Genomic DNA, 25,738 nt, shown 5'->3' on the forward strand with positions numbered 1-25,738 from the left:
AACCCCCGCAAACCGGATGAACGGTCTGCGGGGGTTCTTGTTAATCATTCGTGTTTAGGTTGCTGCACCAGTTTTCCTGATCACCTACAAACGTTCCATATTACGCAGGAAGTGTTCTCCGGCAATCCCTGGTGTAGTCATCTGTTCCGGATGCAGAATCTCTTCAAGTTCTTCCGGTGTCAGCAATCCGCGTTCCAAAATAATCTCTTGCAAGGAAAGTCCAGTCTTGAGCGCTTCCTTCACGATGGAAGCTGCCACATTATAACCTAAGTGCGGGTTCAACGCCGTAACCATACTGAAACTTTGGTTCATGATTAATTCGCAGCGCTCACGGTTAGCTTCCATCTCTTCAACTGCATAACGCGTGAAAACATCGATGCCGTTATTCATAATTTTCAGCGATTGCAGCAAGTTGAACGCAATAACTGGGCCCATGACATTCAGCTCGAATTGACCAGCTTCACAAGCCATACAGATCGTATGGTCGTTCCCCATCACTTGGAAGGATACCTGGTTAATGACTTCCGCCATAACGGGGTTGACTTTGCCCGGCATAATGGACGAACCTGGCTGACGCGGTGGCAGGCGCAATTCATTGAATCCTGCACGCGGGCCTGAAGCCATCAAGCGAATGTCATTACAGATTTTGGAAAGGCTAACCGCACATACCTTCAGCGCCGCTGAAAGTTCCAGATAGGCATCAGTGTTCTGGGTTGCATCCACAAGATCCTCAGCTGTTTGTAGTGGTAGTCCGGTAACAGCTGACAGGTGCTCTGTAACTTTGACGATATATTCGGGTTTGGCATTGAGTCCTGTACCTACCGCAGTTGCACCCATGTTAATGGTAAGCAAGCGGCGATTGGCGAATTCAAGACGCTCAATATCCCGTCCGATTACACGGGCATAAGCTCCGAATTCTTGTCCAAGGCGAATAGGTACGGCATCCTGAAGATGGGTACGGCCAACCTTGACCACATCGTTGAATTCCACTTCTTTTTTACGGAACGCATCCTGTAGTCTTCTCATGGTAGCGAGTAACGTCTCCGACAGTTGGTACGCCGCAATGCGCAGTGCTGTAGGAACCACGTCATTAGTAGATTGGGACATGTTCACATGATTATTGGGATTGCAATGGAAGTAGTCTCCCTTGCTTTTGGTTAACAGTTCCAGCCCGCGGTTGGCCAAAATTTCGTTCATATTCATATTCATGGAGGTGCCTGCACCGCCCTGAATGGAGTCTACAATAAAATGATCCAGATGATGGCCTTTCATCATTTCTTCAGCCGCCATGACGATCACCTCGCCAATCTTGCTTGGCAGCATCTTCAACTCCATGTTGGTAATCGCTGCTGCCTTCTTCACCGCAGCCAGAGCCGTGATCAGCTCCCGGTGTACCGGAACGCCGGTAATCGGGAAGTTTTCCACGGCCCGTACCGTCTGAATTCCGTAATAAGCATAAGCCGGGATTTCTTTTTCACCGATAAAATCTTTCTCCGTCCGTGTGGACATAGTAGACATCTCGTTCGCCTCCAGTGGCATCAATAAAAATAGTTCGGCTCCAGCGTTGCTGAAGCGCACTCAGTATATCATTTAAGCAAAATGGATGCCAATCTAAATCATTTGGCCTCTTGTGCCGATAATAAATAAAATTAGGGAATTTAAATGGAATATTATTCAATTTTTAAGAAAGGGAGGGGCGGCCAAGCTTGTCTTATACATTATGCGCTTTATGGTAGAGAAGTCATGCATGAACGGCAAGTATGGGGGAAATAGAACGGTTTCAGTGATGTATATCACATGAAATTTGGTACATGATTGGTAAAATAGGAAAAAAGGACTACGGGGTGTGCACATGAAATGGACTTTAGGAGCAAAGACTGTCGCAGGTCTGGTACTGATTTCGATTATTACCTACGGAACTAGCGGCTTTTTTATATTTTTTGTCAAAGACTGGATTACGTTAGATATTCCGAATTGGGTATACATATCGATTATCCTGATCATGGGAGTATGCTGGAACGGGATTCTGGGATGGTTTGCCTCACGCTGGCTGACTCGTCCAATCGTCCACCTGTCCCGGGCTGCGCAACAGGTTTCAGCGGGTGATCTGACAACCGAAATTCCGCAGCGACGCACGCAAGATGAACTTACCGTATTATATGATGCTTTTCGCGCAATGGTTTCTAACCTTCGAAGTATTGTAAATGATATTGCAGACAGTACAAGAACGACTTCACAGAACGCACAGTCTCTGAGTGAAGCGATTACCCAGGCCGCCGAACAGATCGAGATGATGTCGGATGCGGTGGATCATATTGCGGTAGGCGTAGAAGAGCAGAAGGTTACTTCCCATCAATCTCTGATCACTGCGGATGAGATGCTGAACGATTTCCAGCGTATGCATAGCCAGTCCATGGACATGACAGAGATGTCCGGTCAGATGGAACGATCGGTGGATCATACAAAACAGACTTTCTCATCGTTGATGAAAGGGATGGACGAGCTGGCCGAGTCGCACAATCGTTCCCGCGACATTATGCTGTTGCTGGAGAAGGAAGCCTCCGATATCGAGGTAATTACCCAATCTGTCAAAAACATCGCTGAGGAAACAGGGTTACTTGCCCTGAATGCTTCCATTGAGGCTGCACGAGCTGGCGAAGAAGGTTCTGGTTTTGCAGTCGTGGCGCAGCAGATCCGCAAGCTGGCAGACGAAAGTAAGGAATCGGTACACCGTATTAATGAGCTGATTAGTCGTGTGCAGCAGCGGATCAGGGAGACAGCCCAACTGTCTCATGAGCAGCATGGTCTCGTGGTTAATGAATCGGAGCGGACCGTCTCTGTGGATCAGACGTTGCATGAACTGACAGGAACGGTGGAAATATTTATGAAGGGTGCGCATGATATCGGTTCCAAGATTGCAGAACAGACTGGTCGCGTGGAACAAACGCACGGTCATGTGAAGAAGATCCAGGGGAAAGCCGGATCGTTCTCGGATGAGGCGAGACGAATTATGGATGCCGCACACGAAGAGACAGCCATCATGGAGGAGATTTCATCCTCGGCGGAAGAACTGAGACAATTAACCGATCGGTTATTGGACAAAACCAAAGCATTCCGAATGCAGCCTTAAGCTGTGTTCGGGATTTTTTTTGTTTTTGGAGAACAGTTTTGGTATGATAATTTGCTTATTCTGGTTAAAGCCGAACGTTCTTTCGTGAAAACGGAAATTTGTAAAGATTATTTTATGAAAGATTAACAAATTCGCAACTTGCAGGCGATAAATGAAGATATAATAGGATTATCACAACAGATAAAGGAGCCCAGTATATTGAAAACTTGGACAGGTATCCTGCTGATGATTATTTTGGCGGTAGCTACGATTAGTACAACTTCGGCTGCCAGAACCATGAATGAATCGCAAAAACAGCTTAATATAGATGATCAATCCAGCCAGACCGCAGAGGTCGAGGCTTCCAATATAGATAAACTGCATGACACAGCGAAGACAACACAGGAATCCATTCCTGTGAATGAGGAATATGTTTCGGTAGCTCCAGAGAATGAGAACGTCAGATTATACCCTATGAAAGTTGAGGGTTCAGGATATATATACAACGGAATGATTTTGGAAGTGGACGGCAAGACAAGAGAATTTAGTGATTGGCAGGGAGAAGGCGGGTCTTACAAACCCGAAGTGCACGAGCTGGATCTGAATGGAGACGGCCAGAAAGAAATTATCGTTTTGTACACGAAAGGTCATGGAACAGGTATTTATTTGGGACAAGCACGTATCATTAATCCGGTAACGCTGGAAGAGATGAAGATGCAATCTTTGGATGAGATTGCAAAACAGCATGTGAAATCAAAAGTTACGGTTAGATCAGACCGTGTGGATGTTGATGTCGCCGTTGATGGCGTTCAAGCAGAACCTTTACGGATCGAGGAGGATACGAGTGGCGGCGTATATAACGAAGAGTTGGGATTCGGTGGAGTAACCTATTACAGTGTAGAAGATGGTCAGCTTGTCGTATCAGCAGCAGGATCTTACGGTGCGGCTTTATATGCGGGTGATCTGACATTCACTTATGAGTATCAAGATGGCGAGTGGAAAGCCGTAGATTTGAAGTACAGCATGGAAGTGTATGAAGAAGAATATTATGAATCTTTTGATTGATATCATCCTGTTGATATCGTAGTAAAGCGGGAATTGAAAGTTATCGAGTGTGGAGTTAAGTGAACATCTGACAAGAATATCTTCCTATCTCCGCATATAGACAGTGGGAAACAGGGCGAGGCTGAAAAAAATCGGGACATACAGCCTCGTTTTGTGCTGCCTACAGATAGGAACTTTGTACTAAAAATGCAGTAAACAATTGACATTATCACTTTAGTCGATTAAATGTATAAAGGACAAATCATTTTAACATTCAGGAGGGATTTTGATGAAGAAAAAGGTTGTACTGGGTTTGATGGTAGGCACATTAACGCTTGGGATCGGGACGGGTGCACTCGCAGCAACAGGGTTGGAACAGATTAAAGCCTATCTAAACAGCAAGATTACGCTAAAAATGGATGGTGCCACGGTGACAGCCAAAGATGCCAATGGTAAAACGGTGTTGCCTATCACTTACAACGGAACAACTTATTTGCCTGTGCGTGCTGTGGGATCATTGCTTGGGACAGAGATCACGTATGACAGTGCAACTTCATCCGTCCTGATTGGCGGAACGAATGGATCTGCGCCCGTAACCAACGGAAAAGTAACGCTGAGTGCACTTGGAACATCCGTACTGGGATCTACCGCTTGGCACACCAAAGATCCTAAGGATACCACATATAAAGGCAAGGATTACAAGGATGTTTATCTGCATAATGATCCTACGAAACAGGGGGATGATATCCAGATTAATACGGGTAAAAAGTATTCTTCTCTGCACTTGGAACTTGCCGCGCTGAAAGGAAATCAGGAGATTCATATCTATGATCAGGATCTCGCGACACTCAAAAAGTTCAATATCACTCCAGAAAGCGGTATGATGAGTCTGGATGTGGATGTTAAAGGTACAGACGCTGTCTATGTAGAGATTGTATCTGAAGATCCGGGTTCGGCTCTGTTTGTACCGCTCACAACATCGTATCTGACGAAGTAAAACACAATCTGCAAGTTTGCTACCTTACAGAAGGGGCAAGGCAAGCATAAACATAAAAAAACGATGATTCACTAGGCGATTCCTGAACCGTATCCGGTATTCAGAGTTGCCTGGTGAACATCGTTTTTATTTTCGTTTTGTTACGAATATTAGCGGATCATGGTATCCAGTGGTTTCAGGTTCGCTTCAATCTCAGCGCGGCGTCCTTCTAGAAACGGAGGCAGCGCCAGTGATTCACCCAGATGCTCCAATTCTTCGTCTGTATCAAATCCCGGACCATCGGTTGCAAGTTCGAACAAAATACCATTTGCTTCACGGAAATACAGGGAGCGGAAGTAGAAGCGATCTACAAACCCGGAGTTAGGGAATTTAAAGTTATGAACCCGTTCTACCCACTGTTTGAGCTCTTCCTCATTATCCACACGGAACGCAACATGGTGTACACTGCCACGTCCAGGACGCTCTTGGGCGAGGTCATTTCGTTCCTCAACATGCACCTCTGAGCCGCTGCCACCTTCGCCGGATTCAAAAACGAGTACATCAGGTTGACCTGGAGTAAAGGCAGGGTAACTTCCTTTAGCTCTGAAACCGAGCAGTTCGGTAAGAACCGGAGCGGTAAGGGAAGCATCTTTTACCGTAAGATGGATAGGGCCTAGGCCTACAATGCCATACTCGGCAGGCACAGGGCTCTGATCCCATGGTTTACCACCAGCGACACCTGTATTGTTTTCATCCGAGACCAGAATCAGACGTTGTCCTTCAAAGTCTGTGAACGAGAGCGTGGCACGACCACCCCGTTCAACAATCTCTCCATGTGGGACTTCGAATTCGTCAAAACGTTGCTGCCAGTACGTAAGTGCCGCATCACTTGGAACGCGCAGTGACGTTCCAGATATGCTGTTCACCCCTTCACGAGTCTGTCCGGCCATCGGAATCTCGAAGAAGGTAAGTTCGGTACCCGGATTACCTTTCTCATCGCCATAGAAGAGATGGTAGACGGACACGTCGTCCTGGTTGACCGTTTTTTTAATGAGGCGCAGACCCATGATGTTGGTGTAGAAACGATAGTTCTGATCGGCATGTGCTGTTAGAGCTGATACGTGGTGAAGTCCTTTGATTTGCATAATAATTCCTCCTAGTTAGGTTATACGTTCAACTAAGGATTATTTACACTGATACTACGATGACAGAACAACCTTCCGATCGCTGTTATCCCCAGATTTTTTGATTCCTTTTTTGAAAGGGGAAATCCGGGGAAAGCATATGCTTCCGATGTAGCTTTCTTTCAGAAAGCTTTTAGGCGAACGCTTCGCTTCTTCAGGTTATTTCTGTCCTCTCCGTTATCGCGTAAAAGTTCAGTTGAACGTTTGTTGAGTGCTATATTTATTGTTATTTCGGTTAAGAAAGTTACTAACTTTTTGTGTGTTTTGTTCCTGAATTTATCTTAACATAAAGATATTTAAATTACAATGCTTATTTAGAATTCCAACTGGACAGTATTTTCATTCAATGGCAAAATGAAAAAGTTAACATTAAAGAGAGATAATGTTGGTAAGATCCTTGCAAAGGAGAGAAGAGATGCATGGCGTATCCACCATGGCTGGACCCTTATGACGCAGAGCCGTTTATCCTGTTCTCCAGTTCACATATCGTTTCAATTAGCGTAATTACAGTATTGATTGTACTGTTGTTTTTGCTTCGACACCATCTTCGATCATGGTCAGAGAGGGCACGCCGCATAGTGCGGATTGTTCTGGCCTTTATCATGTTTGCCTGCGAAATTGTGCTGCAACTCTGGTATGTGTATGGAGAGATATGGAGCCTGCAAACGTCACTGCCACTCGAATTATGCAGTCTGTCTCTGCTATTATCGGCGTTGTTGCTACTGACACGCAGTCGATTGTTACATTCTGCACTACTGTTTGCAGGCATTGCTGGAGCCCTTATGGCGATCCTGACTCCTAATCTGGGTTATGGTTATGCACATTTTCGATTCATTCAATTTTTCGTTGCTCATGCTTGTATCATTCTGGCTTTACTATACATGACCTGGGTGGAACAGCTGCGACCTAGCTGGAGATCTGTAGCAGGTTCGATGATATTTGTGAATGTGGCAGCACTAATCGTATACGTTGTAGATGTTTTGCTGGACGCGAATTATATGTTTTTGAGACACAAGCCGAGTACACCCTCGGTGCTTGATATGTTAGGTCCGTATCCCATGTACATCCTTGGGGAAGAGATACTTGCGCTAGTTTTGTTCTCGCTGATGTACATTTTGCTCTTTGCCATTCCAGATCGGTTGAAGCATCGTGTGAAAAAAGGTAAAAGTTCCGCAGTGTAGTGATAATCCTTGTAGTTGCAACTGCGCAGGATTATAAACTTCTTATAAATAAAACATCCCGCAGTAATCTGACCGGATCAGATCGCTTGCGGGATATTCGGGCGTTGTCCCTGAAAGGGGGCCAACTTATATTTATATTTTATCCACGGAGCAGAGATTCCGCACCATCCACATAGATTCGTGTACCTGTAACATGAGAGGCTTCATCGGAAGCGAGGAACAGAACGAGGTTTGCCACTTGCTTCGATGTTCCAGGTTCGCCCTTGAGCGGGTGTTCATGACCCTCAGGGAATTCAACAGGAATCTGTACTTCTTTCAGATCATCCGACGGGTAGGTGTTATCATCAATGTTGGTATCGATGGCTCCTGGGCAGACGGCGTTAACACGGATCTTATAACGAGCCAGCTCCAGTGCAGCCATCTTTGTAAACGCAGTTTGTCCCGCTTTGCTGGAAGCGTATGCAGAGAAACCGATCCCTGAGAAGACCCGGTTACCGTTAATTGAACTGGTGATAATGATGCTGCCGCCATGTTCTTTCAGATGGGGGATGGCATATTTGACGGTTGCGAAGGTTCCGCGCATATTGATCTCCATCGTCTGGTCCCAGTCCTCGATTTCCATCGTTTCGATCGGGGCCATCGTTCCGTTGATACCGGCATTCGCAAATATAATATCCAGTTTACCCGCTTCAGCCGCAGCCTGATTGATCGCCTTCTGCACATTATCCGGTTTGGAGATATCACATTCGATCACATACGCTTCTCCGCCAGCCTTTTCAATCGTCTGCTTGGTTTCCTCCGCATTTTCGGGTGTGCGATCCAGCATGTACACTTTGGCTCCATGCTCGGCGAAACGAATAGCGGTAGCCTGACCAATCCCCGATCCACCTCCGGTTACAATCGCGACTTTGCCTTCCAAACGTTGTTCTGTCATCTCTGATCCCTCCATGAGTTAGATTATCGTTGTACGCTCTACTTCTAACATACCCGGCTCAAGACGCGTGAATCATATGTGTATATATCAAAAAGAACAGGACCGCGATGCGGTCCTGTTCTTTGAACAGATCATCTTCATGATCTGTCTGCTGTAATATTATTTTGGCATGTGAATGGTAGGAGACACCCTCAGGTCATGCCCTGGTTTACTTATGTTTCTTCCAGTCCATAGCGCTGTTATTAAGCAAATATTCGAAGTCGTTATCCCGGCGCTTCTGCTCCGCTTGGCGAGCTTCTTCTGCTTGCTGACGTTCCTGCTCTTTAAGAGCCGCTTCGGCAGCCTTGGCTTCATCCGCCTGAGCTTTCAGCTTCTCCAGCACATCACTGCTAAGCAGATCCTTCAGTGTTGTGGGTTTATCCTGTGCTACTGCTGCTTTGGGAGCAGGAGTGCGTTTTTTGGATTTTGCCATAGGAAAATCTCCTTTCCAAACATGAATCAGGTTCCATTTAACGTACAGTAGTCATAGTATATCAGGTTCCCGTAAAGCATTCCATGAATCTGCGCAACAAAAGCAGGAAAACGAGGGTTGCGTGACGAATGAAAACGGGTATAAAATCATATACTATTACCGATACTGCGACTATTCCCTGGAGAAAGGAGTCGTTGTTCGTGGAAGTAAACCGTGGTTTACTGAAAGGGCTTGCATGGGGCGTTGCCTTTAGCTGCCCGTTATGGATTGCGATTATCGGCTGGTTACGTTTGATGGGATGGATGTATTGAGGATGATGCCGGAAGAGGTCATTTTTTATAAAGTCATAGATGTAACCGCTATCATTAGTATCAGTAAATAAAGCTCTGCCTTGCGAAATTCGCACAGGACAGAGCTTTTGTTTGTTTAGAGTTCATTACAAATCATAACCATGGAGTATCATCCATTTGGCAAGGATGGTAATTAAGGCATTTTTACCGGTTCTGGATACTCCAGACCATGGGTGTCTACCGTAACTTTTTTCATAACTTGATCCTTAACGGGTTTATCACCTTCACCGATTTCCTGAGCTGCAATGTTATCCACAGTTTCTATGCCTTCCGTTACTTTACCGAAGGAAGCATAGGCGTTATCCAAATGATCCGCGTCAGCTAACATGATGAAGAACTGAGAACCAGCCGAATCCAAATTATCTCCGCGTGCCATGGAAATGACTCCGCGGGTATGATTCAGGTGATTTTTGTGACCGTTGGATGTAAATTCACCCTTAATGGCATACCCTGGGCCACCTCGACCATTACCGTCTGGATCTCCGCCCTGAATCATGAAACCTGGAATAACACGGTGAAAGATTGTGCCATCATAGAAACCCTGATTCGCTAGTGAAATAAAATTGTTCACCGTATTGGGCGCAATTTCCGGATACAGCTCAATGACGATCTTCTGTCCATCTGCCATTTCAATGGTAGCTACCGGATTGGGACCCGTTGGTTCAACTGGAGCTGGTGTTTCTGTAGCGCCACTCGAAGGGCGTCCACAACCACTAATGACGATAAGCAGCATCGCGATTACCAGCGAGACCACTGTATTTTTTTTCCACCGTAAAGACATGAAAACGTTCCTCCTTGCATCTCTGCATTATATATTTTCTCCAAATCATATTTGGATATTTACCCAACTATCATACCGTTTTTGTGGACAGGATGGCAATGTAATACATGTGTTTGTGGTGAACAAGGGATGGCCTTCGTGGAATGATGGGTGTAAAATAAGGAAAATGCTTCCGCATCGGGACGTACGGGTCTGTTCCGTCCGCTCCAATACACGGCAGTCCCGGCGTCAGTAACGGAAAGGGCGTGCGGGTATATGAACTTCTCGTGGAAGCGCAATCTGGTCATATTGTGGATTGGTGTATTTTTTTGCAGCACCGCCTATTCGATCTCGATTCCATTTCTGCCCCTGTTTCTAAGTGCTGACTTGGGGGTTCGTGATCACCTGGAGTTATGGTCAGGACTGGCATTTGGCATTACGTTTCTCGCGAGTGCACTCGTGTCTCCGTTCTGGGGATCACTGGCTGATAAATACGGACGCAAGCCGATGCTGATCCGGTCGGGATACAGCCTTGCCGTCTTGTATTTAATCAATTATTTCGTGCAGGACCCGTATTCGCTGATTGTTGTTCGATTGTTTCAGGGTCTGCTTGCAGGGTTTGTTCCAGCTGCGATTGCTCTGGTAGGCACGAATACACCTGAGGAGAAGACCGGTTATGCACTGGGTATTATGTCTACTGCAGGAGCCACTGGTGGTATTATTGGACCGTTAATTGGTGGCGTGGTGAGTCACTATTATGGCAACCGGAATGCATTTTTGTTTTCGGCTATTGTTGTGTTAGTCTCAGCAATCATCGCAACCTTCTGGGTAAAAGAAGAGAACTTCAACCGGAACAAAGCTCGTTCCCACGTCATGGATGACATTCGTGAAGCGAGAGCAAATCGTTTGTTTATGACGGTGCTTGGCATGATGGGCATATGTACATTCTCTGTCATGATTCTGGAGCCACTATTGACGGTCTATGTGATGGAGATGGGCGTTCAGCCGGATCGTGCCTCACTCAGCTCGGGTATTATTTTCTCAGCGGTGGGGGTAGCAACAGTTATTATGGCGCCGCGGTGGGGCAAGATTGGTTCAAGGATTGGATACGGTAAAGTGCTGATCATTGGACTGGTTGGTGGGGCTGTAGGGAATCTTCTGCAGTTCTTTACAACAGGTTATATCGCATTCGGCATTTTAAGATTTGTGTATGGTTTATTCTTTGCGGCTGTATTTCCGGCAATTAACGCCATGATTGTGCAGGCTACCGCATCAAGTTTCAGGGGAAGGGCCTTTAGTCTGAATCAGTCCGCTGCCCAGATCGGGACGATGGCGGGACCGATCATTGGTGGGGTTCTCGGTGGCTGGCTGCCGATACGCTGGATATTTATTATTAATGGAGTGGCATTGATCATCACTGCGATTGTAGCCAAGTGGTCAGGATTGGATCACAAACTGCCCGTGACAAGTAAGGTTTCCGCTAAGCGATGATGCTAAATCACTAAGAGTAAGTGAACTTACAGGTAACAAAAAAGATGACGCTGTGAAATTACAGACGTCATCTTTTTTAAGTCTACTACGGATCTATATAAGTTAGTCATCCGAAGAGGGCTTACGAGAAGCCTTCTCTTTGGGAATGGCATGCTCGACCGCATCACGTTGGTCCTCGTCCTCAAGTGCTTCGGGGAAGGAGTCCTCAGTGAACAGTCCGAAGTCCGGGTCAATATCCCGTTCGGTCACGAGATTAACCGGTTCATGCACCTTCTTTTGGCGATCTTCCTTCATCGTGTATGCACCTCCTCATTCAGGATGTCATAACAGCCGTTAATGGCGTGGTGGAATGTCGTTCTCCGGTTTGGCATCCGCACCAGCACCATTAAGCAGATCGGTACCATGCAGCGCATCCGGATCGGGTGCAGCAGGATCAACCGGACTGTTCGGTTGCAGAAGATCTGCATCCGGTACAGATTCCAGCGGTGTCTCAGCCAAACGTGAATCCAATTCCGGCTCGTCCACAGCAGTTGCGGCTACGGGTGCCAGATCCGAATCTTCCGTTACAATCCGTCTGCCGGAAACTTCATCAAAGGTATCCATATCGCCTTCCGGGACTTCTGTCTCTGGCGGAATATCGCGGGACCTCTGATAACGGTCATAATAGCGGTCGCTCTCTTCGTTACTAATTGGTTTGTCAGACATGAGTAACACTTCCTTTCGTTGTCGGTTGCCCAAATGCTTCTTACCCCGTAGTTACCCAAAGCGCTAGTGTTGTAATCTTGCACAGGTTATTATCTCCGGGTGTTCACTACGATATGAATGCCTTAGAATTTGGGGAATACATATTTAACCAAGAAGTATAAGAATCCGAAAAAGATAATGATATATGCGGCATATTTAATAAATGTGGAAGCGACCATACTTGAATCCGATTTATGCTGAACATCCTTATGTTCCACCTCAACCGTACGATGTGGCTCATTCATTGTAATCATCTCCTTAGCGTGTTTGTTTGCTTTGAGAAACCATTACACCCGGAACAAAGGATTGAATCGCAGCCACCGTTTTTACAGCTTTTCCTGTTTTGCCTATGTTATGATGAAGCTTGAATATGTAAGGGAGGAATTTCATGTGGACTGGTTCACACTGGGCAATATGATCACACGCATCCGTATCGGACAAAAGGCGTCCACACCCGGGTTCTCCCGTACCGTCATCCGTCGTCCGGATGGTTTGTTTTGGGTAGGCGGTATATGGTCCGGGCAAGTTGTACAGTTACGGGATTTCCTTTTCTCAGACATATGGACCATCTATGATGATGAGGAGACAGAGCAGTGGCTTGAATTTCGCAGTCAAGTTGAACAGAAAGAACGGGAAATGATAGTGAACCAGTTCGAAGACTTGCGTGATTAATCGGGTAACTTTAACAATAAAATGGAAATAAGACTATAAATCGACTTAAATGTGAAATTTCATTTTATCTCAAGAAGGTGACGTGACAAACGGTGGCGAATGATAAATGAGAGAATTTAAGATAGGGAAAATTAGAACTTTGAGGTGCTGTGAATGAAAAATGTGCCCAAAGCTATCGTCATCTTATGGATGAGTGTATTGATTATTCTAGGCATGCCACATGGGATAGTCTTTGCAACTACAGGAGCGGTTCAGCAACCTGTATCCATTACAGGATGGGAAGTAAAATGGGGGAACGTTGACGATCAAGGGTTCATCAGTGAGGTTAAGGGAGCAGACGAGATATGGGAAAAGCAGGGCAGTGATAAGTTAGAGTATAGCAATACGGATCGATCGAATTCCTTATGGACGCGCCTGACCATTCCTGAGTTGAGTGAGGAAAGTTCAGCCATTCGATTTGAGAACATTAAAGGCAATCATATTGTTGTTTATCTGGAAGACCGAAAGGTCTACGAGAACTACCATTACAATTATGATAATAATGCTGTGTTGCTGCCCTTATCCAGCGAAAATTCAGGTGATACGCTCTATGTATGGTCGCAAAATGAAAAAGGCCGTCTGGGGATACAAGGTACTGTTCAGGTTGGACCTTATGCCGCGTTACAGGAGAAATATATTCATAACGGACTTATTGATGTAATTTTGGGCGCGACCTTTGTTTTCACAGCGATTACGATGCTAAGTTGTACGTTCTTCCTTGGCAAATTCCATAAGGGATTATGGATCTCGCTATGCATCGTGATGGGTTCCATCGGCACGATGATCATCACGTACTCGCAATTTTTGTATACGTTCTATCAGGTATATGGTGACCTGTATTCCGTAGTCTTTGATCTGGCGATGCTGCTGGGTATGCCAGCGCTATGTTATTTTTTTGAACAGATTATCGGGCCAGGACTGCATGGAATCTTCACCAAACTGCGAAAAATACTATTCATATATTCAGTTATCGCTGTGTTCTCTCTATTTATCTATGTTACTTCAGGTGGGCAATGGGAGATCCTCTACAATCTGCTCGTACAGCGTGTGGTTGGCATTGTGCTGGTCATTCTGCTGACAATCCTGTTGGTTGGTACCATCGCCAAAGCGCTGCAGCGAAATCGGGAAGCTATGCTGCTTGCAACGGGATTTGGTACATTTGCCTTGATCAGTGTGGCTGAACTGTTGTGGTATTATCAGCGGAGTGGGACGTATCATCTGTTATGGTGGAAATGGTCCATGGTTGCATTTGTGATCTCGTTGATTGCCATTCTCGGAAGTCGTTTTGCCGAAAAACATACTAAAGTTCTAGAGTATTCCAAGGAACTGGAGCTGTTCAACAATGAGTTGCAGCGATCCGAAAAGATGGAGATTATTAGCGAACTGGCTGCTTCCGTTGCCCATGAAGTACGTAACCCACTTCAGGTGACAAGAGGGTTCCTGCAACTTATGACGGAACAGGAAGACAACAAAAATAAGGGGTATGTGCGAATTGCACTGGAAGAACTTGATCGGGCTTCGGGCATCATAACGGATTTTCTTACCTTTGCCAAACCTGAGTTTGACCATATTATCTCGCTCAATATCTCGGATGAATTCAATCATATTGAAGGCATTCTTGTACCGATGGCTAATCTGGAAGGTGGTAAAATCACTACCGACATTCCGCCAGATCTATATATTCGAGGCAATTCCTCGAAGTTTAAGCAGGCTTTTATCAATATTATCAAGAACAGTATTGAAGCTCTGCAGGGACAAGGCCAGATTGATATCTGGGCGTACAAGCAGGATGGAATGATTAAGGTACATGTCAGGGATAACGGAGAAGGAATGGACGAGGAAGCACTCTCCCGGTTGGGCGAGCCTTATTTCTCCAATAAAATCAAAGGCACAGGCCTGGGCATGATGGTGACATTCCGAATTGTTGAAGCGATGCAAGGACAGATCAGCTTTACAAGCACCAAAGGGGTAGGAACAGAAGCGGTTGTATCTTTTGCCGAGTTCGTCGATTGACGAACTCGCAGAAGGATACAGCGGCTTTTTTTGTTCCTACCCCTAATTTCTTACATTACCAATAACTCACCCGGTTTAACTTCTCCAAGGTCCGCAATTCACATCATAATTTACTTTGGAAGGATTGGGAGGTATGACAAGCACATAGTCATTCTGCTGCTCCTCAACGGTACGCACCTGAATGTGCTCCGGGATTACGATACCGAAAGCTTCACGAAGCGCCTGCTTCGGATTGGAGTGCAATTGTTGTCTGAAGTGCTCGTCAGTCCAAGCCTTTTCAATAATATCCTCATGCAACGTTTTCTCTGATACCATCATCGTCAACATTCCCTTCATATTTAAAATTAAACTGAATCAGCTTAGTCCTTATGCTCAGAATCCTAACTGTTGCTCGCTAATCCAGTGATGAAACCCGCCTTGGAGGAGCCGTTTCTTCCGTTGTGTAATGTCCTGAACAGCTTGTACTAAAGTGCTGCATAAATAAGAATTAAACGCCTCGAGATGCGATATTCCTAAGTTAGACGATGTCAGTGTACGATTATAGCGATAAGCAATGTCTACGTAAGAGTTCATGAGTTGTGTATTATATACATTGTCATGTATACGTTCGCTTAGAGGATGAACTGGATAGTTGTGATTCAGTGCTGCGGATATGTGGGAGAGGTAGCTGTTGTAGTTTCCATGCACAGCATCTTGTTGCGTGTCTGTGAAGTCATCGGTCATCTGGAGTGTCATGAGTGTGATGTTGATGGCAGAACACACCGGGATTATCCGGTCGGACTGATTCAGCAGAAGCAGTGCACCAGTAGCTCCAATGAGGAGAGGGGCAGCCTTTTGCGCAATCAACAAGGGATTCTGTTGGAAATAATCAATGGAATGCTCACCCGTAACACTCACGGCCCAATCCACTACATATTGTCTGAAATAGACCCAGAACGTGGAGGAAGGATTGAATAATACCGAGTAAGATTGAAGAGCATCCATGTAATATAGATTACCCAGGGATAACTTCAATGTGGCATTCTCCGGTTGTTCATCCATCACGTCGTCCTGATTCAGAAAATATAACATGTGAATGAGACAGGCTGTACTTAATTGGTGTGCTTTCTCTGGGGGTAGTTTATCTGAGTGTTGCATCCAAAGTGGAATGATGTACCCGATGTAGCTGTGTCCCGAATCTCGTAACAGCGGATTAACCGATCGAATCTGCTCTAATGCATGTCCTGAAAAGGGTTCGGGATATTCCCGTACGAGTTGTTCCGCTGAAGCAAACACGACCTCCAGATCGGATCTAAACGGATCTAACCAATCTCTCCGCATCGTTACATATCGTCCTTCCTGCGATAAGGTGATTAAGGACTGTTCGACTAGATCATGAAGTTACACTTAGTATAGCGGAAATAAACTGAAAAAAATAGGATTTTTTGTGATCAATTGTGAGAAAAATGATGACTTTTTGTATTTTATGGCATAAAAAAGTGGATTTTAGGCTCAAACTAGGAAGGCACAGGATTTCGACATCGGAAAGGCGGCAGAAAAATGAATTTGAAATGGAAAACATGGATGGCAGCCGGATTGGCAGCCGTAGTTATAACAGCAGCAACAGGACATGTGGCATTTGCTGATTCAACCGTTCGGGCTGAGGAACATGACGATGCGTCAAAAGTTTCTTCCTCCGGCAAACCAGCAAAGCCATGCATGCAGGCAGGACACGGTCTGTTTATGATTGGTGAGACGGCAGACTTGCTTGGGATTGGACTTCGGGATCTGAAAGAACAGATGGAACTTGGCAAGACGTTGTCCCAGATTGCGAAAGAGCGTAAGGGACTTAATGAGGAGCAGTTATTGCAGAAGTTGAAGCCTACACTTGCACAGCGTCTGGATCAAGCTGTCGATGAGGGGTGCCTCACCAAGGAACAAGCAGCAGCTACGAAGGCGGACATGGATACCAAGTTGAAAAAGGTCATTAATACCCCGCTGCGTGACTTGCGGCGTGAATTTGCCCACCATGGCAAACGTTCCATGGTAGATAAAGGCGAAATTGCCCGGTTTATTGGAGTCACCCCTGCTCAACTGCACGCGCAGCTTCAGGGAGGGAAATCACTGGCTGAGATTGCTCAGGCAAAAGGCATTAGTGAAACGCAGCTGGTGGACAAGCTGAAGGAACAATTAACGGGTGATCTGAAGAGATTTGTGAATCAGAAGGGCAATGTGCATCCAGCCCCGGGTCCCCAGGAACCTGTTCCTGGACGATCAACTTCGAGTGAAGTGAAATAAAGAAGAGCGTCTCCATAAGGGGACGCTCTTCTTTATTTCAAAACGGCTCACTCGTTCCCGGGCTGCGAGTGTGGCCGGGTGACGGAGTTCGCTCAGGTGTAATTCTTTTGTCCACAGCAGCTGATGAATGGGAGGTTGAACGTGGTTTGCGCATTAACCCTACCGTGAAACGTGAGCCAGGAAGCTTGGACAGCGCCCAACTGATTGCAAGAGCCATAACAACCGTTACAAGGAACGATAGCAACGTTACAGGCAGATGCCATCCACTGAGTTGAAGCGGTCTGGTTACATAAGCGATAGCGTAAATTACCAGTGCATGAACCAGATATCCACCAAATGAATAGCGGCCAATCCAGGATAACAGGCGCTGAAACCGTGTATCTTTGCCCCGCATTAGTACAAGGAAACCATACATCATAAACATCTGAGCCATAATGATCAGGAATGTGGTTGGTTTCAGATAGGTGGAGATATTCAGATTAACAACATCCCCGGACCCACGCAGCACATCGTAACCAAGCCATATATACATCCCTATAAACAGACAGATCGTCCATGGCAGCACCTTGGTGGTCCAACTCCTCCAGCTATCCACTGACCAGGCACATACGGCACCCAGTAAAAAGTAGAACCAGTACATCACCCATGAATAGGAGCGATATTGCAGCAACGTTGACCATGGCTCAGACATGGATTCTGTCCAGCTCCCCATATTATAGTAGGACCATTTCATAAGCAGGCCGTAGAATGCAGCTGCCAAGACAATGAGTGCCACAATGACTTGCATGGGCGTGAAACGTGAGGTGTTCTGGATACGTCTCTGAATGGCTTTCGCTCCCGCCAAAAAAAGGGGGAACAGAATATAGAACTGAAACACCATAATGACAAACCAGAGATGATATCCCGTCTGCGGGACAAACAGTTCACGAATCAGACTGCGAAAATCGGGTATGCCTGCACGCCAGAACGCGGGGGTGAAAATACGGACTGCGAGCCAATAGATCAGTGTCCATACAACAAACGGCATATAGATATCGCCAAATCGCTTTCGAATGAAGCGAGGATATTCCGGTTTGGTGTTACGATGATGGTAAAACAACATTACACCCGATAGAAATACAAACGTTGGCGTACCAAATCGGGTAAGATGATAAATCATGGTCAGCATAATGGAATCCGGTTGTTCAATATCAGCGCGATAGATATACTCAGCGATACTATGCTGCATGACGATTGCCAGAAAGGCAATGCCCCGCAGTTCGGTCCATTCCGCTATTCGCGGTTTTTTCACATTGTAATCCTCCCTCCAGGAACCGGAGTTCATCATATAAGGGTACCCGTTAAACATTAAGACTGCATTAAATGGAGAAAATAGGTACTAAAAAAGACGGCTATGGCCGTCTTTTTTGTTGATATATCTGATGCTTATTTTAGTTCTGTTCCTCTGATGATGGAGTCTCTGAGGACGCGGCATCTTCTTCAAACAGTTTCTGAATGTAGGACTGGAGTTTGGTTACATCAACACCCAGCACCTGAGCTGAGCCGACCAGTTCATTGGTGAGGAGTTTGTTCGGTGGAATCTGCTGCTGATCGATATCGTTCACATGGATATCGAAGCCAAGTGATGCGAGTTTTAACATCTGGGTTGGACTGAGGTCTGTCTCAATATAGGGAGCGATGGCTTCCAGGATATCCGGGATTTTGAAGAGCGACGTGGTGCTCTGCATTTTCTTGGCCAGCTCGGTCATGAAGATCCGCTGCCGTTCGGTACGGGTGAAATCCGAGGTGGCATCATGTCGGAACCGAACATATTGCAGGGCGGTCTTGCCGTCCATATGCTGCAATCCTTTTTTTAAGTCAATGTCGTACATATGTTTATCTGCTTTACTGGTGTAATACATGTCTTTCTCTACGTCGATTTCAATGCCGCCTACCGCATCAACAAGTGCCATGAAACCTGTAAAGTCTGTGTAGACATAATGCTGAATGGGAATACCGAGCAGATCACTGACGGTTTGTTTGGTCAGCTCCGCACCCCCGTAGGAAAAGGCTGCATTAAGTCTGCTTTTGCCATGCCCCGGAATGGCTACATAGGTATCTCGCAGTACGGAGAATAGATGGGCTTTCTTCGTGACCGGATCAATGGAAGCGACCATGACCGAGTCCGAGCGTCCTGCATCGTCGCCTCTTGAGTCTCCGCCAAGGAGCAAAATGTTCACCCGTTCCTGGCCCTCCCATCTGGGAATCGTTGTCGTTGGTGTGTCTGAATCGCTGTCTGTGCCGGAAGAGGACGAGTTTGAAGTCCCGGAAGCCGTGGAGATGCTATTGGCAAAATGAACAATCGAATATCCGTAATATACAACGACACCTGTAATCGCAAGTGCCAGGGTCAGGGCTGTACCCCATAACCATTTTTTAAGCATAATCTTCACCTTTCTATGATTGAACTGATATGTAACCCAAACTAGTTTAACAAAAAGAAAGCAAAATGTCCTCTTTGATTTCGTAACTTCGGTCAATGTGAGAATTGTTTGACAAATAGTTAGTGTATATTTATTATGTAAAAAATAATCTTGTTTTGTGTAATGGGGGTATTAAAAGTCAGTTATGAATCAATCACTATTTAATTGGATTAATCAGTTTGCAGACCAAATACCGTTTCTGGACTGGTTTATGATCACATCATCCGAGTATGCGGTTTGGGTCATGATCGCACTGCTCGTTATCGTATGGTTTCTCGACGATCCGTCGAAACAGCGAATTGTTTTTTATGCTTGTGTAGCTTCCATTGTAGCTTTAGTTCTAACCAAATGGGGGATATCACCAGCAGTGGGTCATCCAAGGCCTTTTGTAGAAGGGCCAGTGCATCAACTGGTTGCCCATGTACCTGATCCTTCTTTTCCAAGTAAACATGCTTCCTTTGTATTTGCTCTAGCGGCTGCTTCATTCTTTATTGGACGTCGCTTCGGGTCATGGATGTTGTTACTGGCTGTGTTGACAGGGGTATCGCGTGTATATGTTGGTGTGCATTATCCAGGAGATATTCTGGGTGGATTCCTTCTGGGTAGTCTGATTAGTGTGATTCTGATTAAGACCCGCAATTATACCAAGTCGGTTCCCGACTTCTTCATTAACATACACCGACGTGTTTTTCGTTAGCTTCTGCACGTAATATGGAGCGAAATCGTAATAGTTTTGTTCAATAAAGAAGTCTCTTTCTCTGGTTCTGCCAAAGATGGGAGACTTCTTTTGCGTTATATTCGAAGTTAAGCGAAATTTATAGAAAATGAATTCTAACATCTACAATTCATGACGATAGGTGACGATATACTATAAATATGTATTATTTTGAGGAGTGGGACACATGGAAGACACGCGGGGGAATAAGTTGGGGATATTGAAGTTAACGATTCGAGGCAAGTTACTAACTGGTTTTCTTGTAGTTGTGGCTATGCTGGTTTTTGTAAGTGTCTATGCATTAGTCCAAATCCATAATATGTCGAGCAAGGCGAATGAAGTGGATCAAACATGGATGCCTAGTGTAAGCCTGCTGGGCATGATGAATGGTGATGTATCAGATGTAGAACGACTCGCACTGGCCGTCATTGTAGAACAGGATGAAGACGAAACGGCCAAGCTAAATGAAGCTTTGCAGCTGCTTCTCACCAAGATTGAAGATGAACGAGTACAACTGCAAACGTACATTGCAGGCAATGAAGCAGCACTTAAGCTATATAATGAGGATTTTAGTAAGAACTATGATACCTATCTGGAAAAAATGCCTGCATTCATCGAATTGGGTCTGAAAAACGATTATGCGGGAGCAAGCAAACTTCATACCGAGGCTTATCCATTGTGGTATACAGCCAACGATACACTCGCCAAGTTAATTACCATGGGCAATGAAGGGTCGGAAGCGGCAACGAATGGGTCTGTTGTGTTAGCGGAGAATACATTTAATGTGATTTTGGCAGTGACGATTTTTGCATTCCTGGCAGCTGTATTTATTGCCTTCTTCATTGCAAGCATCATCTCACGTCCAATCAAAAAGATGAATGAAGCAGCCATGGCCATTGCCAACGGTGATCTGACGGGTGAGACGATTGTGCTTAAGAACAAGGATGAATTGGGCACACTGGCAGCTTCCTTCAATACCATGAGTGGCAATTTGCGCTCCATGATTGAATCGGTATCGATGACTTCCGAACAGGTAGCCGCTTCATCGGAGGAGCTTCTTGCAAGTGCAGAGCAAAATACTCAAGCCTCGGAACAGATCTCCCAAACGGTCGAAGAACTGGCTGTAGGTACGTCTGATCAAGTTGATATTGTGAAGCGTTCTTCACAGGCGATGAATGAGATGGCTCTCGGATCAGAGCAGATTGCCGAGCTTGCTCAGAGTGTATCCGTATCTGCTGTAGATGCGGCAAATCAATCTTCCGAAGGAAATATGATTATTCAACAAGCGGTTGAACAGATGGGTTCTGTTCGAAATTCCATTGCTTCGCTTACTGAATTGGTTACAGGGCTGGGGGAACGTTCAGCAGAGATTGGAACCATTACCGAGGTAATCAACAACATTGCCCGGCAGACCAATCTGCTTGCACTGAATGCAGCCATTGAAGCCGCACGAGCAGGAGAGCATGGACGTGGTTTCGCCGTAGTTGCGGGAGAAGTGCGTAAGTTGGCTGAGGAATCTTCTACTTCTGCGCAAAGAATTACGGATCTCGTTCAATTGATTCAGAAAGATACGGATCATGCTGTTCAGGCAGTCAAAGTGAACAGCAGTGAGACAGAAGCAGGAATCGAGATGGTTACTGCGGCAGGACAAGCGTTCGAGCAGATCTCGGATGCGGTCAACAAAGTAGCGGGTGAAATTCAAGAAGTATCCGCTGGTTCAGAGGAAATGTCGGCGAGTACAACTGAGGTTGTAGGATATGTAAGTCAAATCTCCAACATTGCTGGAGAGGCAGCGGGCGGGGTTCATAATGTATCTGCCGCTACTCAGCAGCAGTTGGCTTCGATGGAAGAGATTGCATCATCCGCAGGTTCATTATCCAAAATGGCCGAAGAACTGCAGGAGCAGATTAACAAGTTCAAAGTGTAACCAATGAGATGTTCTGACACCTAAGGTGTACAGAAACATACTGACAGGATGGTCAGAATGCCATTCGATTTATACTGTTGATGATAGCAAGGGCGAGAAGCTGTTTCTCTAACGCGTATATGTGTTAGAGAAACAGCTTTTTTTGTCGCATGACGCAGAGCAGGTCACAACAATGTTATTTCAGAAGTCACCAACGCTTATATAGCTAGTGAAACAAACGGCTATAATGGTAATTAATGGTGGAACTTACACTGAAATACACCATGGGGAGGAGCGATATAAACTTGCAGTCCAGAGTAATGCATACGGAATATTGATGAAGAGGAGATGAATAGTTGAACATGAAGGGGAGCTGGTGGAGACGAGTCGCTATGATCGCGTTATCGGCAGGACTACTGGCAGGGAGTTTATCGATGGGCACAGGAATTCCTAAGGCGGATGCGGCCGTCGGAAATCAGAACTATGCTGAAGCACTGCAAAAGGCCATTTACTTCTATGAGGCACAGCGTTCGGGCACGTTGCCAGCGAGTAATCGGGTCGAATGGCGTGGTAATTCGGGCATGCAGGATGGGGCTGATGTAGGCGTTGATCTGACCGGAGGATGGTATGATGCCGGAGATCATGTGAAGTTTGGTTTTCCGATGGCTGCTTCCGCAACGATGCTCGCCTGGTCTGTCGTGGAATACGGCGACGGATATGAACAGGCCGGACAACTGGAGGAGATCAAGGATAATATCCGATGGGCGACCGACTATTTTATGAAAGCGCATACGAAACCAAATGAATTATGGGGACAAGTAGGGGCAGGCAATACCGACCATGCCTGGTGGGGACCCGCAGAAGTCATGCAGATGAACCGTCCTTCGTTCAAGATCGATGCTTCATGCCCGGGCAGTGATCTGGCGGCAGAAACGGCTGCAGCACTGGCAGCGTCATCGATTGTATTTGCAGATGATGATCCGGCATATTCGGCAAGACTGCTCCAACATGCGAAAGAGTTGTATAACTTCGCAGATACATATCGGGGGGAATACACCGATTGTATCACTGATGCTGCAGCGTTCTATAATTCGTGGACAGGATACGAAGACGAGCTGGCATGGGGCGGAGCATGGCTTTATTTAGCCACTAATGATAGCGCTTACTTGTCCAAAGCCATTGCAGCTACGGACCGGTGGTCTTCTAGCGGAGGCTCAGCCAATTGGCCGTATACCTGGACACAAGGTTGGGACAGTAAACATTATGGTGCCCAGATCCTGCTTGCCCGTATTACGTCCAGTTTGAACATGCCGGAGGCGACGAGATTTATTCAGTCGACTGAGCGCAATCTGGATTATTGGACGGTTGGAGTCAATGGGACACGAGTCAAGTATACGCCAGGAGGTCTGGCGTGGCTGGATCAGTGGGGCTCGCTCCGATATGCAGCGAATGCATCCTTTATTTCTTTTGTATACTCCGACTGGGTCAGTGATCCTGTGAAAAAGTCAAGATATCAGGATTTTGCTGTCTCACAGATGAATTATATTCTGGGCGATAATCCACGTCAGAGCAGTTATGTGGTCGGATATGGGCAAAATGCACCTCAACATCCGCATCATCGGACCGCTCACGGTTCATGGCTGAATAACGAAGATATCCCGGCTAACCATCGCCACATTCTGTATGGTGCCATGGTCGGTGGCCCGGATGCATCGGATGGATATACCGATGATATCGGGGATTACGTGAGTAATGAGGTCGCAACCGATTACAATGCTGGTTTTACCGGCGCACTGGCAAAGATGAATTTGCTATTTGGTCAGAATCATCAGCCCCTTGCGAACTTCCCTGCACCTGAGGTGAAGGGAGATGAGTTCTTTGTGGAGGCTGCAATTAAATCATCAGGTGCCAATTATACGGAAATCAGAGCACAGCTTAATAATCGTTCCGCTTGGCCTGCCCGAATGGGAGATCAACTGTCTTTTAAGTATTTCCTGGATTTGAGTGAAGTGTATGCTGCCGGACGTACGGTATCGGACGTGCAAGTGACAACCTCCTATACAGAGGGGGCGACGGTATCCCAACCCGTTGTGGTGAATGCAGCCCAGCATATCTATGCCATTACGGCGAACTTCGGTAATACCAAGATCTATCCAGGTGGGGAAGGAAATTATCGTAAAGAAGTACAGTTCCGCATTACAGGCCCACAGGGTGCATGGAATGCAAGTAATGATCATTCGTTCCAGACGCTGACCACAGGCACTCCTGTGAAGAGTATATACCTTCCAGTCTATGATGCAGGGGTAAAGGTGTATGGACAGGAGCCTGGTGTTACACCAGTCACGGTTCCAAGCGCACCTGCTGGCGTGCAGGCTGTAGCGGGAAGTAGTCAGGTTAACCTGACTTGGGCCGCTGTATCCGGGGCTGAATCGTATACGGTGAAGCGCTCCGAGGTGAGTGGAGGACCATATAAAACTGTTGCGACAGGGGTTAATGGATTGACCTACACAAACACGGGGCTGACCAACGGGACGACTTATTATTATGTAGTGACTGCTGTGAATTCAGCAGGGGAATCATCGGGTTCTGTGCAGGTGTCGGCTACCCCACAAGCAGCTTCGACGGTGCCGGGAGCACTGACTTTAAGTGGGACAGCTGGTAATGCGCAGTCGGTCCTGACCTGGACAGCAGCCTCGGGCGCTACTACCTATAAGGTACAACGTTCGGTGGCAGGTGGGACATATGCGGATGTGGCAACCGGATTGTCCGTGTTGACTTACACCGATACAACAGCGCTGAATGGCACCACATACAATTACCGGATTGCAGCTGTGAATGCGAACGGACAGACACTGTCCAATGTCCTGGCACTGACACCTTCTGCACCTCCGGTGACGACCGGTACACTCGAAGTGCAGTACCGCAGCGGAGGGTCCGGGGATTCAAGTAATGCGGTGACTCCGCAGTTCAACGTGAAGAATACCGGAACACAAGCGATTGATCTCAGTACCGTAAAGATCCGATATTATTTCACCAAGGATGGTGCGGATCAAATGACTTTCTGGTGTGATTATGCCGAGATGGGCACGGCCAATGTTGAAGGTACATTTGTCGCAGTGAATCCGGCGAAGGGTACCGCAGATACGTATCTGGAGATTAGCTTCAAGTCGGGAGCAGGCAGTTTGGCCGCTGGAGCAGAGACCGGCGTGATTCAAGCACGCTTTTCCAAAAATAACTGGAGCAATTTCGATCAAAGTAATGATTATTCCTATGATGCTTCCAAGACGGCTTTTGCCGCATGGAACAAGGTAACCGGGTATCAGGGAAACACCAAAGTGTGGGGCTTGGAGCCGTAACTAGCTCAAGATCATTGGCCGAAGAGCAGCATGGTCAGACCAACAGCGTTTAT

Annotated in this window: 23 protein-coding genes; 11 read left to right on the forward strand and 12 right to left on the reverse strand. The window is 46.3% G+C overall.

All coding sequences use genetic code 11. From position 1 onward, the window contains the following. Window positions 1-84 precede the first annotated feature (84 nt). Window positions 85-1,518, reverse strand: coding sequence for an aspartate ammonia-lyase (locus NZ043_RS15145; RefSeq protein WP_091034092.1), 1,434 nt, complete (start codon window positions 1,516-1,518; stop codon window positions 85-87). A 334-nt stretch (window positions 1,519-1,852) separates the two neighbouring features. Here NZ043_RS15145 and NZ043_RS15150 point away from each other — a divergent pair, with 334 nt between their 5' ends. The 3 genes from NZ043_RS15150 to NZ043_RS15160 all read left to right on the forward strand — a co-directional run bounded on the left by NZ043_RS15150 (window position 1,853) and on the right by NZ043_RS15160 (window position 5,150). Further along, on the forward strand, window positions 1,853-3,130 hold the full coding sequence (locus tag NZ043_RS15150; protein WP_091034089.1) for a methyl-accepting chemotaxis protein: 1,278 nt from the start codon (window positions 1,853-1,855) through the stop codon (window positions 3,128-3,130). A gap of 198 nt (window positions 3,131-3,328) precedes the next feature. Further along, entirely contained in the window at window positions 3,329-4,174 is an 846-nt protein-coding gene (locus tag NZ043_RS15155; RefSeq protein WP_339312521.1) for a hypothetical protein, read from the forward strand. Window positions 4,175-4,442: 268 nt separating this feature from the next. Continuing rightward, on the forward strand, window positions 4,443-5,150 hold the full coding sequence (locus NZ043_RS15160) for a stalk domain-containing protein (protein ID WP_091034085.1): 708 nt from the start codon (window positions 4,443-4,445) through the stop codon (window positions 5,148-5,150). Window positions 5,151-5,299: 149 nt separating this feature from the next. Here NZ043_RS15160 and NZ043_RS15165 read toward each other — a convergent pair whose 3' ends face one another. Further along, window positions 5,300-6,274 (reverse strand): ring-cleaving dioxygenase, encoded by a 975-nt coding sequence (locus NZ043_RS15165; RefSeq protein WP_339312524.1) that lies wholly within the window; start codon window positions 6,272-6,274, stop codon window positions 5,300-5,302. A gap of 458 nt (window positions 6,275-6,732) precedes the next feature. On the opposite strand from NZ043_RS15165, the gene NZ043_RS15170 reads away from it, so the two are divergent. Further along, window positions 6,733-7,494 (forward strand): TIGR02206 family membrane protein, encoded by a 762-nt coding sequence (locus tag NZ043_RS15170; protein ID WP_339312526.1) that lies wholly within the window; start codon window positions 6,733-6,735, stop codon window positions 7,492-7,494. A gap of 139 nt (window positions 7,495-7,633) precedes the next feature. Here NZ043_RS15170 and NZ043_RS15175 read toward each other — a convergent pair whose 3' ends face one another. The 3 genes from NZ043_RS15175 to NZ043_RS15185 form a co-directional block, all read right to left on the reverse strand. After that, on the reverse strand, window positions 7,634-8,428 hold the full coding sequence (locus NZ043_RS15175) for an SDR family NAD(P)-dependent oxidoreductase (RefSeq protein ID WP_036612094.1): 795 nt from the start codon (window positions 8,426-8,428) through the stop codon (window positions 7,634-7,636). Window positions 8,429-8,636: 208 nt separating this feature from the next. Continuing rightward, complete coding sequence (locus NZ043_RS15180) at window positions 8,637-8,900, reverse strand: YqkE family protein (protein WP_036612099.1); 264 nt, start codon at window positions 8,898-8,900, stop codon at window positions 8,637-8,639. 483 nt (window positions 8,901-9,383) lie between these two features. After that, complete coding sequence (locus NZ043_RS15185) at window positions 9,384-10,031, reverse strand: peptidylprolyl isomerase (protein ID WP_091034076.1); 648 nt, start codon at window positions 10,029-10,031, stop codon at window positions 9,384-9,386. A gap of 255 nt (window positions 10,032-10,286) precedes the next feature. On the opposite strand from NZ043_RS15185, the gene NZ043_RS15190 reads away from it, so the two are divergent. Then, window positions 10,287-11,501 carry an MFS transporter gene (locus NZ043_RS15190; protein WP_091034073.1) on the forward strand — a complete coding sequence of 405 codons (1,215 nt, stop codon included), beginning with the start codon at window positions 10,287-10,289 and terminating at the stop codon, window positions 11,499-11,501. Window positions 11,502-11,603: 102 nt separating this feature from the next. On the opposite strand, the gene NZ043_RS15195 is transcribed toward NZ043_RS15190, so the two are convergent. The 3 genes from NZ043_RS15195 to NZ043_RS15205 form a co-directional block, all read right to left on the reverse strand. Next, window positions 11,604-11,795: a hypothetical protein gene (locus tag NZ043_RS15195; RefSeq protein WP_289391395.1), complete on the reverse strand. Its 192-nt coding sequence runs from the start codon at window positions 11,793-11,795 to the stop codon at window positions 11,604-11,606. 39 nt (window positions 11,796-11,834) lie between these two features. Then, window positions 11,835-12,206 carry a hypothetical protein gene (locus NZ043_RS15200; RefSeq protein WP_036611534.1) on the reverse strand — a complete coding sequence of 124 codons (372 nt, stop codon included), beginning with the start codon at window positions 12,204-12,206 and terminating at the stop codon, window positions 11,835-11,837. Between the two features lie 122 nt (window positions 12,207-12,328). Then, a complete protein-coding gene (locus NZ043_RS15205) occupies window positions 12,329-12,490 on the reverse strand; it encodes a hypothetical protein (protein WP_017690239.1) in 162 nt (53 codons plus the stop codon). Window positions 12,491-12,635: 145 nt separating this feature from the next. Between NZ043_RS15205 and NZ043_RS15210 the strand changes: the two genes are divergently transcribed. Both NZ043_RS15210 and NZ043_RS15215 read left to right on the forward strand, forming a co-directional pair. Then, window positions 12,636-12,917: a hypothetical protein gene (locus tag NZ043_RS15210; RefSeq protein ID WP_017690238.1), complete on the forward strand. Its 282-nt coding sequence runs from the start codon at window positions 12,636-12,638 to the stop codon at window positions 12,915-12,917. Window positions 12,918-13,070: 153 nt separating this feature from the next. Continuing rightward, complete coding sequence (locus NZ043_RS15215; RefSeq protein ID WP_100526916.1) at window positions 13,071-14,969, forward strand: HAMP domain-containing sensor histidine kinase; 1,899 nt, start codon at window positions 13,071-13,073, stop codon at window positions 14,967-14,969. Between the two features lie 75 nt (window positions 14,970-15,044). On the opposite strand, the gene NZ043_RS15220 is transcribed toward NZ043_RS15215, so the two are convergent. Continuing rightward, a complete protein-coding gene (locus NZ043_RS15220) occupies window positions 15,045-15,287 on the reverse strand; it encodes an NHLP leader peptide family RiPP precursor (RefSeq protein WP_091015589.1) in 243 nt (80 codons plus the stop codon). A 54-nt stretch (window positions 15,288-15,341) separates the two neighbouring features. Beyond that, window positions 15,342-16,289: a hypothetical protein gene (locus tag NZ043_RS15225; protein WP_289391405.1), complete on the reverse strand. Its 948-nt coding sequence runs from the start codon at window positions 16,287-16,289 to the stop codon at window positions 15,342-15,344. 219 nt (window positions 16,290-16,508) lie between these two features. Between NZ043_RS15225 and NZ043_RS15230 the strand changes: the two genes are divergently transcribed. Next, entirely contained in the window at window positions 16,509-17,246 is a 738-nt protein-coding gene (locus NZ043_RS15230; RefSeq protein ID WP_289391406.1) for a hypothetical protein, read from the forward strand. Between the two features lie 37 nt (window positions 17,247-17,283). Here the strand turns inward: NZ043_RS15230 and NZ043_RS15235 are convergent, their stop codons facing one another. Beyond that, window positions 17,284-18,537 (reverse strand): acyltransferase, encoded by a 1,254-nt coding sequence (locus NZ043_RS15235; RefSeq protein ID WP_249911605.1) that lies wholly within the window; start codon window positions 18,535-18,537, stop codon window positions 17,284-17,286. A 139-nt stretch (window positions 18,538-18,676) separates the two neighbouring features. After that, complete coding sequence (locus tag NZ043_RS15240; protein WP_249911604.1) at window positions 18,677-19,669, reverse strand: LCP family protein; 993 nt, start codon at window positions 19,667-19,669, stop codon at window positions 18,677-18,679. A 184-nt stretch (window positions 19,670-19,853) separates the two neighbouring features. Between NZ043_RS15240 and NZ043_RS15245 the strand changes: the two genes are divergently transcribed. From NZ043_RS15245 to NZ043_RS15255, 3 genes are all read left to right on the forward strand, one after another. Then, on the forward strand, window positions 19,854-20,405 hold the full coding sequence (locus tag NZ043_RS15245; protein ID WP_339312534.1) for an undecaprenyl-diphosphatase: 552 nt from the start codon (window positions 19,854-19,856) through the stop codon (window positions 20,403-20,405). 205 nt (window positions 20,406-20,610) lie between these two features. Beyond that, window positions 20,611-22,350 (forward strand): methyl-accepting chemotaxis protein, encoded by a 1,740-nt coding sequence (locus tag NZ043_RS15250; RefSeq protein WP_133386653.1) that lies wholly within the window; start codon window positions 20,611-20,613, stop codon window positions 22,348-22,350. A gap of 413 nt (window positions 22,351-22,763) precedes the next feature. Then, on the forward strand, window positions 22,764-25,685 hold the full coding sequence (locus tag NZ043_RS15255) for a glycoside hydrolase family 9 protein (RefSeq protein WP_249911858.1): 2,922 nt from the start codon (window positions 22,764-22,766) through the stop codon (window positions 25,683-25,685). Window positions 25,686-25,738 lie beyond the last annotated feature (53 nt).

Origin of the sequence: Paenibacillus sp. FSL k6-2145 (assembly GCF_037976585.1) — a bacterium.
Taxonomy (GTDB): Bacteria; Bacillota; Bacilli; order Paenibacillales; family Paenibacillaceae; genus Paenibacillus.

Bases quoted from the DNA above. Each gene is read 5' to 3' on its own strand.
- NZ043_RS15165 (WP_339312524.1), bottom strand. From the start codon at position 6,274: ATGCAAATCAAAGGACTTCACCACGTATCAGCTCTAACAGCACATGCC.
- NZ043_RS15175 (WP_036612094.1), bottom strand. From the start codon at position 8,428: ATGACAGAACAACGTTTGGAAGGCAAAGTCGCGATTGTAACCGGAGGT.
- NZ043_RS15145 (WP_091034092.1), bottom strand. From the start codon at position 1,518: ATGTCTACTATGTCCACACGGACGGAGAAAGATTTTATCGGTGAAAAA.
- NZ043_RS15150 (WP_091034089.1), top strand. From the start codon at position 1,853: ATGAAATGGACTTTAGGAGCAAAGACTGTCGCAGGTCTGGTACTGATT.
- NZ043_RS15170 (WP_339312526.1), top strand. From the start codon at position 6,733: ATGGCGTATCCACCATGGCTGGACCCTTATGACGCAGAGCCGTTTATC.
- NZ043_RS15160 (WP_091034085.1), top strand. From the start codon at position 4,443: ATGAAGAAAAAGGTTGTACTGGGTTTGATGGTAGGCACATTAACGCTT.
- NZ043_RS15220 (WP_091015589.1), bottom strand. From the start codon at position 15,287: ATGATGGTATCAGAGAAAACGTTGCATGAGGATATTATTGAAAAGGCT.
- NZ043_RS15240 (WP_249911604.1), bottom strand. From the start codon at position 19,669: ATGCTTAAAAAATGGTTATGGGGTACAGCCCTGACCCTGGCACTTGCG.
- NZ043_RS15255 (WP_249911858.1), top strand. From the start codon at position 22,764: ATGGGCACAGGAATTCCTAAGGCGGATGCGGCCGTCGGAAATCAGAAC.
- NZ043_RS15195 (WP_289391395.1), bottom strand. From the start codon at position 11,795: ATGAAGGAAGATCGCCAAAAGAAGGTGCATGAACCGGTTAATCTCGTG.
- NZ043_RS15205 (WP_017690239.1), bottom strand. From the start codon at position 12,490: ATGAATGAGCCACATCGTACGGTTGAGGTGGAACATAAGGATGTTCAG.
- NZ043_RS15185 (WP_091034076.1), bottom strand. From the start codon at position 10,031: ATGTCTTTACGGTGGAAAAAAAATACAGTGGTCTCGCTGGTAATCGCG.
- NZ043_RS15215 (WP_100526916.1), top strand. From the start codon at position 13,071: ATGAAAAATGTGCCCAAAGCTATCGTCATCTTATGGATGAGTGTATTG.
- NZ043_RS15250 (WP_133386653.1), top strand. From the start codon at position 20,611: ATGGAAGACACGCGGGGGAATAAGTTGGGGATATTGAAGTTAACGATT.
- NZ043_RS15200 (WP_036611534.1), bottom strand. From the start codon at position 12,206: ATGTCTGACAAACCAATTAGTAACGAAGAGAGCGACCGCTATTATGAC.
- NZ043_RS15225 (WP_289391405.1), bottom strand. From the start codon at position 16,289: ATGCGGAGAGATTGGTTAGATCCGTTTAGATCCGATCTGGAGGTCGTG.
- NZ043_RS15245 (WP_339312534.1), top strand. From the start codon at position 19,854: ATGAATCAATCACTATTTAATTGGATTAATCAGTTTGCAGACCAAATA.
- NZ043_RS15230 (WP_289391406.1), top strand. From the start codon at position 16,509: ATGAATTTGAAATGGAAAACATGGATGGCAGCCGGATTGGCAGCCGTA.
- NZ043_RS15190 (WP_091034073.1), top strand. From the start codon at position 10,287: ATGAACTTCTCGTGGAAGCGCAATCTGGTCATATTGTGGATTGGTGTA.
- NZ043_RS15180 (WP_036612099.1), bottom strand. From the start codon at position 8,900: ATGGCAAAATCCAAAAAACGCACTCCTGCTCCCAAAGCAGCAGTAGCA.